The sequence below is a fragment of the Bacillus sp. IS1 genome (assembly GCF_032461585.1).
Classification (GTDB): Bacteria; Bacillota; Bacilli; order Bacillales; family Bacillaceae; genus Bacillus; species Bacillus velezensis.
Genome location: NZ_JAWCWR010000001.1, coordinates 1,430,046 through 1,443,931, shown reverse-complemented (window position 1 = coordinate 1,443,931; position 13,886 = coordinate 1,430,046). Strand labels below are relative to the sequence as shown.

Below are 13,886 nucleotides of genomic sequence, written 5' to 3'. Positions count from 1 at the left end.
GGAGTGCTTCGTCTGAAAAACCAAGATGGATTTACTTTAATTGAAATGCTGATTGTTTTATTTATCGTATCCATTCTGCTTTTAATCACCATTCCTAACGTTACAAAACATAATCAAAGCATTCAGCATAAAGGCTGTGAAGGACTGCAGAATATGGTGAAAGCCCAAGTGACGGCGTACGAAATCGACCATGAAGGTAAAATGCCGGATATGAACGATTTACAATCAGAGGGGTATATCAAAAAGAATACAGCCTGCCCGAATGGTAAACAGATCTTAATTAGTGGCGGAGAAGTTACAGTTGAACAATAACAGGCGGACAGAAAATGGGTTTACCCTTCTTGAAAGCCTGATTGTGTTAAGCCTGGCGTCCGTCCTGCTGACGGTTTTGTTCACGACGGTTCCGCCGGTCTGCACCCACCTTGCCGTGCGGCAAAAAACAGAACAGCTCCAAAAAGATATTCAGCTTGCTCAGGAAACGGCTATCGCAGAACATAAAAGAACAAAAATCACTTTTCTTCCAAAAGAGCATAAATACAAACTGCAGTCAGGCGGAAGGATTGTCGAGCGTTCTTTTGATTCGCTTCACATTACGCTTGTGACTTTACCGGAGAGCCTTGAATTTAACGAAAAAGGCCATCCGAATTCGGGAGGAAAGATTCAATTGAAGAGCGCCGGGTTCACCTATGAGATCACAGTTTACTTAGGGAGCGGAAATGTCCATGCTAAACGGAAATAAGGGGTTCTCTACTATTGAAACACTATCAGCAATGGCCATTTGGCTGTTCCTTATGACGTCTATCATTCCGGTCTGGACGGGCATGCTGACAGATGGTCTGAAAATAGAAGATCGCCAGGAAGCGTACCAGCTTCTTCAGAAACATATCAGCACTTATATGATGACCGGAAAAAAGCCGCCGTCTCCCGATGTGAAGTGGAAGGAGGATGGTGAGTATTACAAAGTGTGTGCGGCTGACCCCGGCGAAAAAGAAATGTGCCTCAGCATTCTCAAAACAGACTGGCTTTACGCTTCTTAATGTTTTGTTCTCCTTGGCAGTCTGTCTTTTCCTATCAGGCACCCTGGGCCCGATTTTACATCTGTTCTTATCAAACCGGACCGATAACGGCGGATTAGACAGCCGGGAGCATCAAATTGCCGTTCAGCAGATCATGAACGAATGTAAACAGGCTGAGACTGTGAAGCCGGCGGACGGCGGACGGGCGTTAGCATGCCGGAAAACAGGAGGCGAAGAAGTGCGTTTTGAAATTTATCATAAGATGATAAGGAAAAGAGTAAACGGAAAAGGCCACGTGCCGATCCTGCAAAACGCGGCATCATTAACGGCTGAAGTGAAAAACGGCCTGCTCTTATTAGAGATCTCAAGCGTTACAGGTAAAAAGTATCAGGCGGTCATTCCGGTTTACAGCTCTTTTAAAGGTGATTAAATGTACAAATCTGACGGTTTTATATATCCCGCGGTTCTGTTTGTTTCTGCCGCAGTTTTACTTGTCATCAGCTATACTTCATCTGATTTCATCACCCGAAAAACATTTGCAAAAGAGGCCGGGGAGTACTGGATCGGAGAGAACCTGCTCCAAAACGGCGCGCTGCTGTCAAGCCGCCATATGACACAGGGACAAAAGGGCCAAACTGGTACACAGCGTTTTCCGTACGGCACCGTTTCTTTTCACATCACCGGGAGTGATCGCCGGGAAACGGTTCAGGTTACAATTCAGGCGGAAACCATGACAGGCACGAGACGGGAGGCTACCCTTTTGTTCGATCAGAAGAAGAAACAGCTGATTCAATGGACGGAAGTATAAAAAAGAGGCGGCGGGACAACACTTCATAATAAAGACAGCACTATGAGGTGAGAGCCGTGAAAACAAATGATTATGTAAAATATATGACTGAGCAATTCGTTAAATATTTCGATACGCCGAAACAGGAACGGAGAGAGCGAAAAGAAGTGCGGAAAGAAAAGAAAGTGCCGGCTTCTCAGCACTGGTTCGGAATATTGCCGTACAGTTTTAAGCTGTGGATGCAGCGGAAAAAATAAAGTTGAATCACACGAAAGGTCCTCCTGATACAGGAGGGCCTTATTGGTATTCCTCAATGACGGCAATTTTATTTACTTTTTGGCTGTAGGGATTAAAAGAAATCGTAACAAACACACCAAATTCTTTTGCGCCATCCCGCAATGTCAAGTGGTATTGCTTGACTGCTTCGTCCGTTCTTTTCCGATCCCACACCTTTTGAATAAATAACGTTTGGGCGAGCGGATATCTTTTTTTAGCTTCTTTTTCTGCTAACTTTTCCCATTTTGATTTATGGTGAACAGCATAATAAGGCACCGTTTCCGCCTGAGCTGTTCCTGAAACCCCGAAAACAAGAAGAGAAAGGCAAATCAGACTTTGTTTGATCATCATTCTTCGTCCTTTCGCTGTATATACTTTCCATTTTGTGCTAGGCACCTCGTTATTTTCTCACGTTTTATTAGAAAAAATTCCAAAAAGGTGTGTAATTTGAAGCAAAACGATGTTTTTGAAAGATACCATTCTCAAAAACGAACAATTTGACCGAATTTGACATTTTTCAAGACGATAATCCTTGATTATACTTTGTTCATACAGTTCTTTAAAGAGAACGGTTGTCATATTTATTAACAGTTTTACAGGGGGTAAGGCATGTTCCGATTGTTGCGAATGGAAAAAAAGGGCAAGGTGAGATGGCGGATGATGCTATTTTTACGGCTTTCGTTCATTTTTTGCCTGTCCGTGATGATATGTGCTCAGTTCACAGGTGATACAAGTTCCTCCTTCAATGATGTGAAAAGCTTCAGTCTCCCGGTTCAAACGTGCGGAGATTTTCAATATACGGATGACGATTGCCGTTATGACGAACGCTGGGATCAAAGTGATTTACATATAACAAATCAAACTGATACGTCAGGCACCGTGTGTGCGCCGCTTCAGCTCTATGCCGAGCTGGAGAATAAGGGAAAAGAGCGGACTGTTTCTGACTGGAAATGGGAGCTCCATAAAATCACTTCTCAGCAGCAGCCTTTACGAAACGGCAATGTTGTGGATAAAGGGCTTATTACTGATAAAAAAAGCAAAACGATTTATAAAATTGAGTCAAAACGGTCTTTGCAGCCGGGCATATACGCATTCAAGGTTTACAAGCCTGAAGGGTACCCGGCCGACGAAGAAAAATTTGAGTGGTCAAAACCGATGAAACTCGTCAAATGCCGGGAACAGGCGACCGTTTCCGATCTAAAGAAAACGGAGAAAGAGCCGGCTGAGCCGGTAAAAGAAAGCGGGGAAGAACATGAAAAAAACGCTGAAACTGATCAGTAATATTTTGTATGCCGTCATCTTCAGCTTGATTATTGTGCTGGCGTTAACGGTGATTTCGACCCGGGCTTCCGGGGGTGAGCCGGCCATTTTCGGCTATACGCTGAAATCCGTGCTGTCGGGTTCAATGGACCCGGAATTTAAGACGGGTTCGCTCATAGCGGTAAAGAAAATTTCTGACGTGAATGACTTAAAAAAAGGGGATGTGATCACCTTTACGCAAGATGACGGAACAGCCGTCACACACAGAATAATCGGGATCACAAAAAAGGACGGGAACCTGCTGTTTGAGACAAAAGGGGACCATAATGCCGCCCCGGATGCCGCACCCGTTCAAGCTGAAAAAGTGGCGGCCCAGTATACGGGATATCAGCTTCCGTATGCCGGATATGTCATACATTTGGCCAGCCAGCCGATCGGAACGGCGATTCTGTTAATCGTTCCCGGCGTCATGCTTTTGATTTACTCAATAACAGTCATTATCAGCGCCCTCCGCGATATTGAGCGGAAAACGAAAGCGCTGGAAGAACATGCAAAAAAGGGAACCATCTCCACATGAATACGGTTGCAACCTGGCGACAGGATTTGATAACAAAAATAAAAAGTAAGGGGAGAGTACAAACATGGGTATGAAAAAGAAATTAAGCTTGGGCGTTGCCTCAGCCGCACTTGGTTTAGCATTAGTAGGAGGAGGCACATGGGCCGCATTTAATGATGTGAAGTCGACGGACGCTACATTTGCGTCAGGAACACTTGATTTATCGGCTAAAGAACAATCAGCCAATGTCAATTTGTCAAACTTAAAACCAGGCGATAAATTGACGAAAGATTTCGAATTCAGAAACAACGGTTCACTTGCCATTAAAGAAGTGCTGATGGCTTTGAATTTTACTGACTTTAAAGGAGCAAAGAAAGGAAATGAATCTGCGGAGGATTTCCTCAGCCAGTTTGAAATTACGGTTCTGACAGTCGGTAAAGAAGGGGGCAACGGCTATCCTAAAAATATCATTTTGAAGGCGGCCAGCCTGAAAGACTTATACTTAATGTCAACAAAACAGGATAAAGCAGCTGCCGAAGCGATCAGCAAGCACATTGATCCGAAATTCCTGAGTGAGAGCGGAAAAGTCAATGTAGCAACCATTAACGGCAAAACAGCTCCTGAGTACGACGGAGTTCCGAAAACGCCTGCTGATTATGACCAGGTGAGAATGGAAATCCAATTTAAAAATGACACCGCAAAAACTGCGGACGGATTAAGTGTGCAAAACAAGTTCCAAGGCAATGCGATTTCTCTTCAATTCTCTTTTGAAGCAACGCAATGGAACGGCTTGACCATTACGAAAGATCATACGGATAAAGACGGTTACGTCAAGGAAAATGAAAAGGCTCACAGTGAGGATAAAAACTAATCCGAAAGTCGGACAGTTAAAAGAGGAGTTGTGCACATATGGCGGCACTACTCCTCTTTTTGCGCTTTTCTCCATTTTTGATAATCTAAAAATTCACGAAATTGTTTTTTTGATACCCCGGATGTCATTGCATCGCGAACTAATTTCTCCCATTCACTATCTAATTGACCATCGTATTCGGTTTCATGTTTTTCATCAAGTAAAGTATGAACCGAGACGTCCAGAACAGCGGAGACTTTTTCGAGAAATTGAATGGAGGGGTTCGTCTGTAAATTTCGTTCTATTGAGCTTAAATAAGACTTCGCTACCCCAGCTTTTTCAGCTAGTTCTGATAGTGAGTAGCCTTTTTCTTTTCGGTATTGTTTAATACGCTGGCCAATCAATGTCATCACCTTCCTTGTGATATTATAGCACATTCAGAAAGGATTTACGGTATGACTTCTGGCTGCCTGGATATGTTGAGAAGACTTTTTATTCGAAAGCAGGTATTTGCGTATTTCTTCTAGGCTGATATTTGCTTTTTGGGCTTCTAATATCAGCTCAACCCATTCCTTATCTAATTGTGAAAATTCTGTTTTTGCATTTTTCATGCATTTTCTCCTCCTAAAATACTTGTTTATGTATTTCAGCCAATCCGGCCATGACCTTATCTTTACATGTCTGGAAGTGATTCATCGCATGCGAAACGCCAGAAATTTTTTCTATATACTTTTATTATAATATAGAATTTCCAGAAAAAACGGGAAAGGTGTCGAATGGATAACGCTTATCCAGAAAAATTACTTTGCAGGAAAAATAAACCGCCGTTTTCAATCTGAATGTGAATTTTCGGCTGATATAAGGCTTTCAGCGCTTGTTTTTCCAAATGGTATTCCTCAGGTTTTTCCTCTGTCTGCTCATAAAACTGATCGAGCAGCCTGAGGTCCTTTTTCCATCTGGCGATCGCGCTGTCAGCCCAGTCTGACGGCTCTTTGGCGGCAGCGTCTTTTAAGTAATGCTCCATCCTTTTAATCCCGCTTTCCGGCTTAATCATCGGCGATATGGTAAAGCAATAGTCTGATATTTGCGAGGTCAGCGGAAGCGGTGCAAGCTTCTGCTGAAACCCTTCTATAATTGTTCCAGAAACAAGATGCAGGCCTAAAGACAAAAGTCTGTCTTTTTTCATGTCGGATTGGTATGAAATCACTACATTTAATCCCAGCCAGGGCTGAAGCGGCACTCTGGCTCCGGCTGATACAATTTTCTCATATATTCTTGTAAATCTCCCATTTTGTTTAACTGCTTGAAAGATTTGAAAGAGGCGCGGGGCTCCAAAGTAAATAAATTCGCCGTCCATATCCTCCGGAGCCGTTTCTTTATCAGTGATGAACGTGATCTTCATCGGGTTCGGTTCGCCGCCCGTTTTTTCACGCCAATGCCAATAAAACGGGCGGTTCATAATTTGTTTGTCCATCTCGACCGTCAACTGAACCGTCATAAAACCCGGCCCGTGTTCTGTAATCGGACAGTGGTTCGCTTCAAAAAAGCGCAGTAAAAATTCGTGAACCTCCTGCTGTCTCATGTCGCGCTTCCTCCTTTTAGATTAAGATCCTTTTTTTCTGGCGGGCTTTTCCGTACCGTACGACAGAAAAGAGGTGAGATTGTCCATTTTGATTCTCATTTCTTCCTCTGTCAGCGAATGGCATAAAATATCATGCAAATGGTCTTCAAAATTGCTCACTTTGATTTTTGTTAAAATGTCATCTAATTCTCCGACGACATTTTCAAATAAATGAATTTTGTCATACAGAAGTTTTAAGATATGCTCTTCCACCGTATGTTTTGTCGCCATATTGTAGATATGGACATCTCTTTCCTGACCGAGTCTGTGAATCCTTCCGATTCTTTGTTCAAGCCGCATCGGGTTCCACGGCAGGTCATAATTGATTATATGGTTGCAAAATTGCAGGTTGATCCCTTCGCCTCCGGCTTCTGTAGCGATCAGCACCTGCACTTTGCCGCGGAAGAGATCCTTCATCCAGTCTTTTTTTCCGCGTTTAAATCCGCCTCTGAACGGAACGGAGCTTATGCCGTTCTGCTGAAGGAACCATTGCAGGTAAATCTGTGTCGCCCTGTATTCAGTAAAAATAATGACTTTATCATTAATCTTTTGGATCAAGTCAACAACTTGAATCGCTTTTGAGTTTTGCGTGACTTGATTAATGCGGTCCATTAAATTAGCGATCGTCTGATCATCGAATGCGGGCGCTTGTTTGTCTTTTTGGTCAAGCATTTTTTTGAGCGTCATATACACGGCTTCTCTGCTTGAACAGCACTCTCTTTGCAGCGTCATAATGGAAAATGCGTTTGCGGGCTTTTCCGTGCCGTTTTTCAGTGCGGCAATGTCATCGTAAAGCGCCTGTTCCGTCGGTGAAAAGGTGATCGGCACTGTTTCCACGTGGCGCTTCGTCCATGTAAGGCCGGTGTCGCTCCGCGTGTTGCGGATCATCACCTTATTGACGAGCTCTTTCAAATGCTCATGAGCGTCAATCCCGTCCTTCTGATTGAAGGTTTCTTGAAATCCGCTTTCATTTCCTAAATGGCCGGGCTTTAACAGTGACACTAAATTGAAGATTTCTTCGATCCGGTTTTGAATCGGCGTCGCCGTCAGAAGCAGGCAGTATTTCTTCACAAGACTTCTCGCAAATTCATAATTTTTCGTTTTGCTGTTTTTGAGCTTGTGCGCCTCGTCAATAATGACGAGATCATACGGAATAGAAAGCACAATGTCCTTGTGAGGCGAGCGTTTGGCCGTATCAATAGAAGAAACGACGATATCGCACTGTTCCCACACATAGCTTTTCTTCTGTTCAACAGCGGGTATTAAAAACTTCTCCTGAAGCTCTTTGACCCACTGGGAAACGAGTGATGCCGGCACAAGAATCAGGATTTTTTTGGCCAGCCCGCGAATCATGTATTCTTTTAAAATCAGGCCCGCTTCCACCGTTTTTCCGAGCCCCACTTCATCAGCTAAAATCGCCTTGCCGTTCATTTTTTCAACGACTTTCTGCGCGACTTCAAGCTGATGGGGAAGCGGAGTGAAATCGGGCAGGTATAAAGGAGCCCTCAATCCTTCAAATTCAGGAATGGCAAGGGTCTGCTGGACTTCAGCCGACAGTTTGTACATCTCCCAATTTGACCAGGGACCGTCCGTTTTCAGCCGCTCAGAAAACTCTCCCGGCCAGTTTGCATCAAATATGATCTCTGCTGTCATATGTAACAAAACCGCCTTTCTTTTAAAAAACTGATTTATCATAATTTTTGTTGCCGGACGTAAGTGAGGGTGGTAGGATATAAGTAATGATTTCACTAAAAGATATTGCTTTAGTATGTCCATAAAATTGGTAAATATGAGCGAATGACAGCAAGGGGAGAGACTCGGACGAAAGATGGGCGTCCGGGCGCCGAAGGAGCAAACTGCGGAGTGAATCTCTCAGGCAAAAGAACTCTTGCTCGACGCAACTCTGGAGAGTGTCTGCACTTAGAAGAAGCAGGCCACCAAAGGGGACGTCTTTATGATATGTTCATAAAGTAAACTTTCAGGTGCCGGGACAGAGAAACCTTCATTTTCATGAGGTGTTTCTCTGTCCTTTTTTATATGTTTTTACAATGCGCCAATGACTGAAGGGGGAAGATGATGCTGAAACGAACACCGCTTTATGACGTGTATAAAGAATACGGCGGAAAAACGATTGATTTTGGAGGATGGGAGCTGCCGGTTCAATTTTCTTCTATTAAAGAGGAGCATGAAGCCGTCCGTACAAAAGCGGGCCTGTTTGATGTGTCTCATATGGGGGAAGTTGAAGTATCCGGTAAAGACGCCCTGTCTTTTCTGCAAAAAATGATGACAAATGACGTTGCCGATTTAAAGCCGGGAAACGCGCTCTATACCGCCATGTGTTATCCTGACGGCGGTACGGTGGATGACTTGCTGATCTATCAGAAAAGCGAGAGCTGCTATCTGCTCGTGATTAACGCGTCCAATATTGAAAAAGACATCGCTTGGCTGACGGAACATGCAGAAGGCGATGTCACGCTGACGAATCAGTCTGACGGGATTTCACTGCTTGCCGTTCAGGGGCCGAATGCTCAGTCGGTTCTTGCGAAGCTGACTGAATGTGATTTGTCCTCCTTAAAGCCGTTTACGTTTATTGATGGGGCGGACGTTGCCGGACGACAAGTCCTGCTTTCAAGAACAGGCTATACCGGTGAAGACGGGTTTGAGTTATATTGCCGCAATGAAGATGCAGTTCATCTATTTAAGGAGATACTTGCAGCGGGAGAGTATGAAGGTCTCGTTCCGTGCGGCCTCGGCGCCCGTGATACGCTGAGATTTGAAGCGAAGCTTGCTTTATACGGTCAGGAATTGACGAAAGATATTACACCGATTGAAGCCGGAATCGGATTTGCCGTGAAACACAAGAAAGATTCCGATTTTTTCGGGAAGTCTGTATTGCGCGAACAGAAAGAAAAAGGAGCCCCGCGAAAGCTGGTCGGACTTGAGATGATTGAAAAAGGGATTCCGAGACACGGGTACGCCGTGAAAAAAGACGGTGTTCCGATCGGTGAAGTCACGACAGGCACGCAATCTCCGACTTTAAAGAAAAATATCGGCCTTGCCTTAATCAAAACGGAATTCAGTGAAGTCGGAACGGAAGTAGAAGTGGAAATCCGTAAAAAAACGGTAAAAGCGAAGATTGTCCGCACACCGTTTTATAAACGTCCAAAACAGAGCTGAAAAAGGAGAGTCATATGAAGCATCGATATTTGCCCGCGACAGAACAGGATAAAAAAGAAATGCTGAAAGCCATCGGCGCAGAAACAATTGATGAACTGTTTGCCGATATTCCGGAAAATGTACGGTTTCAAAAAGACTACCGCATTAAACAAGCAAAGTCAGAAACTGAGCTGACGAGAGAGCTGACAAAGCTTGCGGCGAAAAATAAAGACGCTGTTACATATGCATCTTTTCTGGGTGCAGGAGTGTACGATCACTACCAGCCGGTTATCGTCGATCATGTGATATCCCGATCAGAGTTTTACACGGCATATACGCCTTATCAGCCTGAAATCTCACAAGGAGAGCTGCAGGCGATTTTTGAATTTCAAACGATGATCTGTGAATTAACGGGAATGGATATCGCAAACTCCTCTATGTACGATGGGGGAACGGCGCTGGCGGAAGCGGCGATGCTTGCGTCGGGCCATACGAAAAAGAAAAAAATCGTCATTTCCGCAGCCGTTCATCCGGAATCACGGGATGTTTTGAAAACATACGCAAAGGGCCAATATATTGAGGTTGTAGAGGTTCCCGCGAAAAACGGCGTCACAGATCTTGAAGCATTGGAACATGCCGTTTGTGATGAAACGGCCGCCGTGATCGTCCAGTATCCGAACTTCTTCGGACAAATCGAGCCGTTAAAGGACATTGAGCCGCTCGCACATAAAGGAAACAGCCAGCTGATTGTTTCTTCAAACCCGCTCGCGCTCGGTATTTTGACACCGCCCGGGGCATGCGGAGCTGATATCGTCGTCGGGGACGCGCAGCCTTTCGGCATACCTGCGGCGTTCGGCGGCCCGCATTGCGGCTATTTTGCAGTAACGAAAAAACTGATGAGAAAGGTGCCGGGCCGGCTTGTCGGCCAAACGGAAGATGAAAACGGGCGAAGAGGATTTGTTCTCACTCTTCAGGCGCGCGAGCAGCATATCAGAAGAGACAAAGCCACGTCTAACATTTGCTCAAATCAGGCGCTGAATGCTTTAGCGGCTTCAGTCGCGATGACGGCGCTCGGAAAAAACGGCGTCAAAGACATGGCCCGCCAAAATATATTGAAAGCTGATTACGCGAGACGCCAAGCGGAAAAAGCCGGCTTGCACGTAGCATTTGACGGCCCGATATTTAATGAATTTGCCGTCAGGCTGAATCTTCCCGTCAAGGAAGCAAACCGGCGGCTCCTGCAAGACGGCATAATCGGCGGATATGATTTAGGCCTTGCGTATCCGGAACTGAATCAGCATATGCTCATTGCCGTTACAGAGCTGAGAACAAAAGAAGAGATCGATTCGCTTATTGCGGGATTGGGGGATCAACATGAATAATCAAGATCAGGCGCTTATTTTTGAAATGTCCCGCGAAGGGCGTATCGGTTACAGCCTTCCGGAGCTTGATGTGCCGGAAACAGAGCTTGAAAGTCTTCTTCCCGGTGACTATATCCGCGATGAAGACGCAAAGCTGCCGGAAGTATCAGAGCTCGATATTATGCGGCATTATACCGCTCTTTCTAAGAGGAACCACGGAGTTGATTCAGGCTTTTATCCGCTCGGCTCTTGTACGATGAAATACAATCCGAAATTAAATGAAAAAATTGCCCGGATCGCAGGTTTTTCCGCTATTCATCCGCTTCAGGACGAGGACACGGTTCAGGGGGCGCTTGAGCTTTTATACGATTTAAGCGAACACTTGGAGGAAATTACGGGCATGGACGAGGTGACACTGCAGCCTGCGGCGGGCGCTCACGGCGAATGGACCGGTCTGATGATGATCCGCGCCTATCACGAAGCGCGGGGAGACTTCGGACGGACGAAGGTGATTGTCCCTGATTCAGCCCACGGTACGAATCCGGCATCCGCCACGGTCGCCGGTTTTGAAACGATTACCGTCAAGTCAAATGAGCACGGGCTGGTTGACATTGAAGATTTGAAAAGAGCGGTAAATGAAGAAACAGCGGCGCTGATGCTGACGAATCCGAACACCCTCGGGTTATTTGAGGAAAACATTACGGAAATGGCTGAAATCGTCCATCAGGCCGGCGGAAAGCTTTATTATGACGGAGCGAATTTAAATGCCGTTTTAAGTAAAGCAAGACCGGGAGATATGGGATTTGACGTCGTTCACCTTAATCTGCATAAAACATTTACCGGGCCGCACGGCGGGGGAGGACCTGGCTCAGGGCCGGTCGGCGTAAAAAAAGAATTCATTCCGTATCTGCCGAAACCCGTTCTCACGAAAAAAGAGGGCCGTTTGACGTTTGACTATGACCGGCCGCAGTCGATCGGGCGCGTAAAACCTTATTACGGCAACTTCGGCATTAATGTCAGAGCCTACACGTATATCCGGTCCATGGGGCCTGACGGCTTAAAAGCTGTGACCGAAAACGCGGTTTTAAATGCAAATTATATGATGAGAAGACTCGCGCCTTATTATGATCTCCCGTATGACCGTCATTGCAAGCATGAATTTGTGTTATCGGGTAGAAGGCAGAAAAAGCTTGGCGTACGAACGCTTGATATTGCCAAACGGCTTTTGGATTTCGGCTATCATCCGCCGACTGTGTATTTTCCTCTCAATGTTGAAGAAAGCATCATGATCGAACCGACGGAAACGGAATCAAAGGAAACGCTTAATGCGTTTATAGATGCCATGATTCAAATTGCGCGGGAAGCGGAGGAATCGCCTGAAATCGTTCAGGAGGCGCCGCATACAACAGTTGTCAAAAGAATGGATGAAACCAAGGCGGCAAGAAAGCCGGTTTTAAAGTACGAACATACACCTGACGTCAGCCGCTGACACGGTGTAAAAAAAGAGCTTCCGTATAAAACGGACAGCTCTTTTTTTATGATTAGTTTTTTGCTTTAATTTTTCCGCCCCATTTTTTAAATCCGCCTTTCAGGTTGTAAATATCTTTACAGCCGTGTTTGCGGAGCGTCTGTGCCGCGCGTCCACTGCGGACATTGTTTTGGCAGTACAGATAAACGGGTTTATCAGGACGGATTTCACTTTTGCGCTGTTTCAGCTGTGACAGCGGAATGTTGCGCGCGCCGAGAATATGGCCGCCTTCAAATTCATTCGGCTCACGGACGTCAATCAGCTGCGCTTTTCTGTAGCCCGCGCGGAATTCCTCTTCCGTAAGTGTTTTCATTAAACGCTGCTGGTAAAAATACGACACGATCATATAAACGATAAACGCCGCAACAATAATTAAAGCAATCATATTAGACAATGCGATTCTACTCCTTTAGCTTATAAAATCAAAACCCTGCTTCCTGAAAACAAGGCTTACCGGACGTTTTGGGACAAATACTATTATAGTAAAGCATGAAGCGATTGTCATCCTTAATGAAACGAAATATTTTTCATTTTCGCGGCAGTTTGTTAAACTAATTTTATTAAAACGATAAAGAAGGGTTCAAGGTGTATGGAAAAAGAAACATGGCGGTTTATTGACTCAGGGAATGAAAGCCCGGCATTTAACATGGCGCTGGATGAAGCGCTTTTATATTGGCACAGCCAAAAAAAAATTCCTCCGGTGATCCGTTTTTACGGCTGGAATCCGGCAACTTTGTCTGTCGGGTATTTTCAAAATATTAAGAAGGAAATTAACTTTGACGCAGTACATAAACACGGCCTCGGGTTTGTCAGAAGACCGACAGGCGGACGGGGTGTTCTGCATGATAAAGAATTGACATACAGCGTAATCGTTTCAGAGGATCACCCGGAAATGCCGGCCACGGTGACAGAGGCGTACCGGGTGATTTCAGAAGGTATTCTGCAGGGATTCAGAAACCTTGGACTTGATGCCTGCTTTGCGATTCCGCGAACGGAGAAAGAAAAAGAAAGCTTGAAAAATCCGCGCTCGTCCGTCTGCTTTGATGCGCCTTCGTGGTATGAACTGGTCGTCGAAGGACGGAAAGTTGCCGGAAGCGCACAGACACGCCAAAAAGGCGTCATTCTTCAGCACGGTTCCATCCTGCTTGACATTGATGAGGATAAGCTGTTTGATCTGTTTTTATATCCGAGCGACAGAGTCCGTGAGCGCATGCAGCGGAATTTCAAAAACAAAGCGGTAGCCATCAACGCCTTAGCGCCGAAACGGGTAACGATGGATGAGGCCAGAATCGCTTTTAAAGCCGGTTTTGAGGAAGGGCTGAACATTCATCTTGAGCCTTACACACTCACGTCTGAAGAGCTTGCATTTGTCAATGAGCTGGCTGAGACGAAATACGCGTCTGATGAATGGAATTATAAGCGCTGATAAGGCTTGACAGACCGGAAGCATCCTTGTTTTTTCATGACCGTTAGTG

At 45.3% G+C, this 13,886-nt stretch carries 19 protein-coding genes and 1 riboswitch; of the genes, 13 read left to right on the top strand and 6 right to left on the bottom strand.

What is annotated here, in order from left to right; genetic code table 11:
- Positions 1 to 3 precede the first annotated feature (3 nt).
- From comGC to RUW00_RS06865, 6 genes are read left to right on the top strand one after another with little or no spacing between them, the layout of a single operon-like run.
- Positions 4 to 312 (top strand): competence type IV pilus major pilin ComGC, encoded by a 309-nt coding sequence (gene comGC / locus RUW00_RS06890; RefSeq protein WP_003153087.1) that lies wholly within the window; start codon positions 4 to 6, stop codon positions 310 to 312.
- On the top strand, positions 302 to 739 hold the full coding sequence (gene comGD, locus RUW00_RS06885; protein ID WP_007612572.1) for a competence type IV pilus minor pilin ComGD: 438 nt from the start codon (positions 302 to 304) through the stop codon (positions 737 to 739). The genes comGC and comGD overlap by 11 nt, the downstream gene beginning before the upstream one ends.
- On the top strand, positions 723 to 1,037 hold the full coding sequence (comGE, locus tag RUW00_RS06880; protein WP_280145313.1) for a competence type IV pilus minor pilin ComGE: 315 nt from the start codon (positions 723 to 725) through the stop codon (positions 1,035 to 1,037). The genes comGD and comGE overlap by 17 nt, the downstream gene beginning before the upstream one ends.
- A 13-nt stretch (positions 1,038 to 1,050) precedes the next feature.
- On the top strand, positions 1,051 to 1,446 hold the full coding sequence (gene comGF, locus RUW00_RS06875) for a competence type IV pilus minor pilin ComGF (protein WP_095272394.1): 396 nt from the start codon (positions 1,051 to 1,053) through the stop codon (positions 1,444 to 1,446).
- Positions 1,447 to 1,824, top strand: a complete 378-nt coding sequence (gene comGG / locus RUW00_RS06870; protein WP_095272391.1) for a competence type IV pilus minor pilin ComGG — start codon at positions 1,447 to 1,449, stop codon at positions 1,822 to 1,824.
- A 56-nt stretch (positions 1,825 to 1,880) separates the two neighbouring features.
- Positions 1,881 to 2,060 (top strand): YqzE family protein, encoded by a 180-nt coding sequence (locus tag RUW00_RS06865; protein ID WP_003153093.1) that lies wholly within the window; start codon positions 1,881 to 1,883, stop codon positions 2,058 to 2,060.
- Between the two features lie 40 nt (positions 2,061 to 2,100).
- Here the strand turns inward: RUW00_RS06865 and RUW00_RS06860 are convergent, their stop codons facing one another.
- Positions 2,101 to 2,430: a DUF3889 domain-containing protein gene (locus tag RUW00_RS06860; RefSeq protein WP_012117979.1), complete on the bottom strand. Its 330-nt coding sequence runs from the start codon at positions 2,428 to 2,430 to the stop codon at positions 2,101 to 2,103.
- 258 nt (positions 2,431 to 2,688) lie between these two features.
- On the opposite strand from RUW00_RS06860, the gene tapA reads away from it, so the two are divergent.
- The 3 genes from tapA (at position 2,689) to tasA (ending at position 4,766) form a co-directional block, all read left to right on the top strand.
- Positions 2,689 to 3,360, top strand: a complete 672-nt coding sequence (gene tapA, locus RUW00_RS06855; RefSeq protein ID WP_025649852.1) for an amyloid fiber anchoring/assembly protein TapA — start codon at positions 2,689 to 2,691, stop codon at positions 3,358 to 3,360.
- Positions 3,332 to 3,916, top strand: a complete 585-nt coding sequence (sipW, locus tag RUW00_RS06850; RefSeq protein ID WP_095272387.1) for a signal peptidase I SipW — start codon at positions 3,332 to 3,334, stop codon at positions 3,914 to 3,916. The genes tapA and sipW overlap by 29 nt, the downstream gene beginning before the upstream one ends.
- Positions 3,917 to 3,980: 64 nt before the next feature.
- The gene (gene tasA / locus RUW00_RS06845; RefSeq protein ID WP_007408329.1) at positions 3,981 to 4,766 is read left to right on the top strand and encodes a biofilm matrix protein TasA; all 786 of its coding nucleotides are present in this window, start codon (positions 3,981 to 3,983) and stop codon (positions 4,764 to 4,766) included.
- 47 nt (positions 4,767 to 4,813) lie between these two features.
- Here the strand turns inward: tasA and sinR are convergent, their stop codons facing one another.
- From sinR to RUW00_RS06825, 4 genes are all read right to left on the bottom strand, one after another.
- Complete coding sequence (sinR, locus tag RUW00_RS06840) at positions 4,814 to 5,149, bottom strand: transcriptional regulator SinR (RefSeq protein WP_003153104.1); 336 nt, start codon at positions 5,147 to 5,149, stop codon at positions 4,814 to 4,816.
- 33 nt (positions 5,150 to 5,182) lie between these two features.
- On the bottom strand, positions 5,183 to 5,356 hold the full coding sequence (gene sinI, locus RUW00_RS06835; protein ID WP_014418369.1) for an anti-repressor SinI: 174 nt from the start codon (positions 5,354 to 5,356) through the stop codon (positions 5,183 to 5,185).
- 176 nt (positions 5,357 to 5,532) lie between these two features.
- Complete coding sequence (locus RUW00_RS06830; RefSeq protein ID WP_014418368.1) at positions 5,533 to 6,327, bottom strand: YqhG family protein; 795 nt, start codon at positions 6,325 to 6,327, stop codon at positions 5,533 to 5,535.
- A gap of 21 nt (positions 6,328 to 6,348) precedes the next feature.
- Complete coding sequence (locus RUW00_RS06825) at positions 6,349 to 8,019, bottom strand: DEAD/DEAH box helicase (protein WP_280145312.1); 1,671 nt, start codon at positions 8,017 to 8,019, stop codon at positions 6,349 to 6,351.
- A gap of 144 nt (positions 8,020 to 8,163) precedes the next feature.
- A riboswitch (glycine riboswitch) is annotated at positions 8,164 to 8,264 on the top strand.
- Between the two features lie 178 nt (positions 8,265 to 8,442).
- On the opposite strand from RUW00_RS06825, the gene gcvT reads away from it, so the two are divergent.
- The 3 genes from gcvT to gcvPB are packed head-to-tail and all read left to right on the top strand — an operon-like array spanning position 8,443 to position 12,372.
- Positions 8,443 to 9,543: a glycine cleavage system aminomethyltransferase GcvT gene (gcvT, locus tag RUW00_RS06820; RefSeq protein WP_061890721.1), complete on the top strand. Its 1,101-nt coding sequence runs from the start codon at positions 8,443 to 8,445 to the stop codon at positions 9,541 to 9,543.
- A 14-nt stretch (positions 9,544 to 9,557) separates the two neighbouring features.
- Positions 9,558 to 10,904: an aminomethyl-transferring glycine dehydrogenase subunit GcvPA gene (gcvPA, locus tag RUW00_RS06815; RefSeq protein WP_014418365.1), complete on the top strand. Its 1,347-nt coding sequence runs from the start codon at positions 9,558 to 9,560 to the stop codon at positions 10,902 to 10,904.
- Positions 10,897 to 12,372, top strand: coding sequence for an aminomethyl-transferring glycine dehydrogenase subunit GcvPB (gene gcvPB, locus RUW00_RS06810; RefSeq protein ID WP_094296037.1), 1,476 nt, complete (start codon positions 10,897 to 10,899; stop codon positions 12,370 to 12,372). Before gcvPA ends, gcvPB begins: the two co-directional genes overlap by 8 nt.
- Before the next feature lie 52 nt (positions 12,373 to 12,424).
- On the opposite strand, the gene RUW00_RS06805 is transcribed toward gcvPB, so the two are convergent.
- The gene (locus RUW00_RS06805) at positions 12,425 to 12,805 is read right to left on the bottom strand and encodes a rhodanese-like domain-containing protein (RefSeq protein WP_007408335.1); all 381 of its coding nucleotides are present in this window, start codon (positions 12,803 to 12,805) and stop codon (positions 12,425 to 12,427) included.
- A 195-nt stretch (positions 12,806 to 13,000) separates the two neighbouring features.
- Between RUW00_RS06805 and RUW00_RS06800 the strand changes: the two genes are divergently transcribed.
- The gene (locus RUW00_RS06800) at positions 13,001 to 13,837 is read left to right on the top strand and encodes a lipoate--protein ligase family protein (protein ID WP_003153114.1); all 837 of its coding nucleotides are present in this window, start codon (positions 13,001 to 13,003) and stop codon (positions 13,835 to 13,837) included.
- Positions 13,838 to 13,886 lie beyond the last annotated feature (49 nt).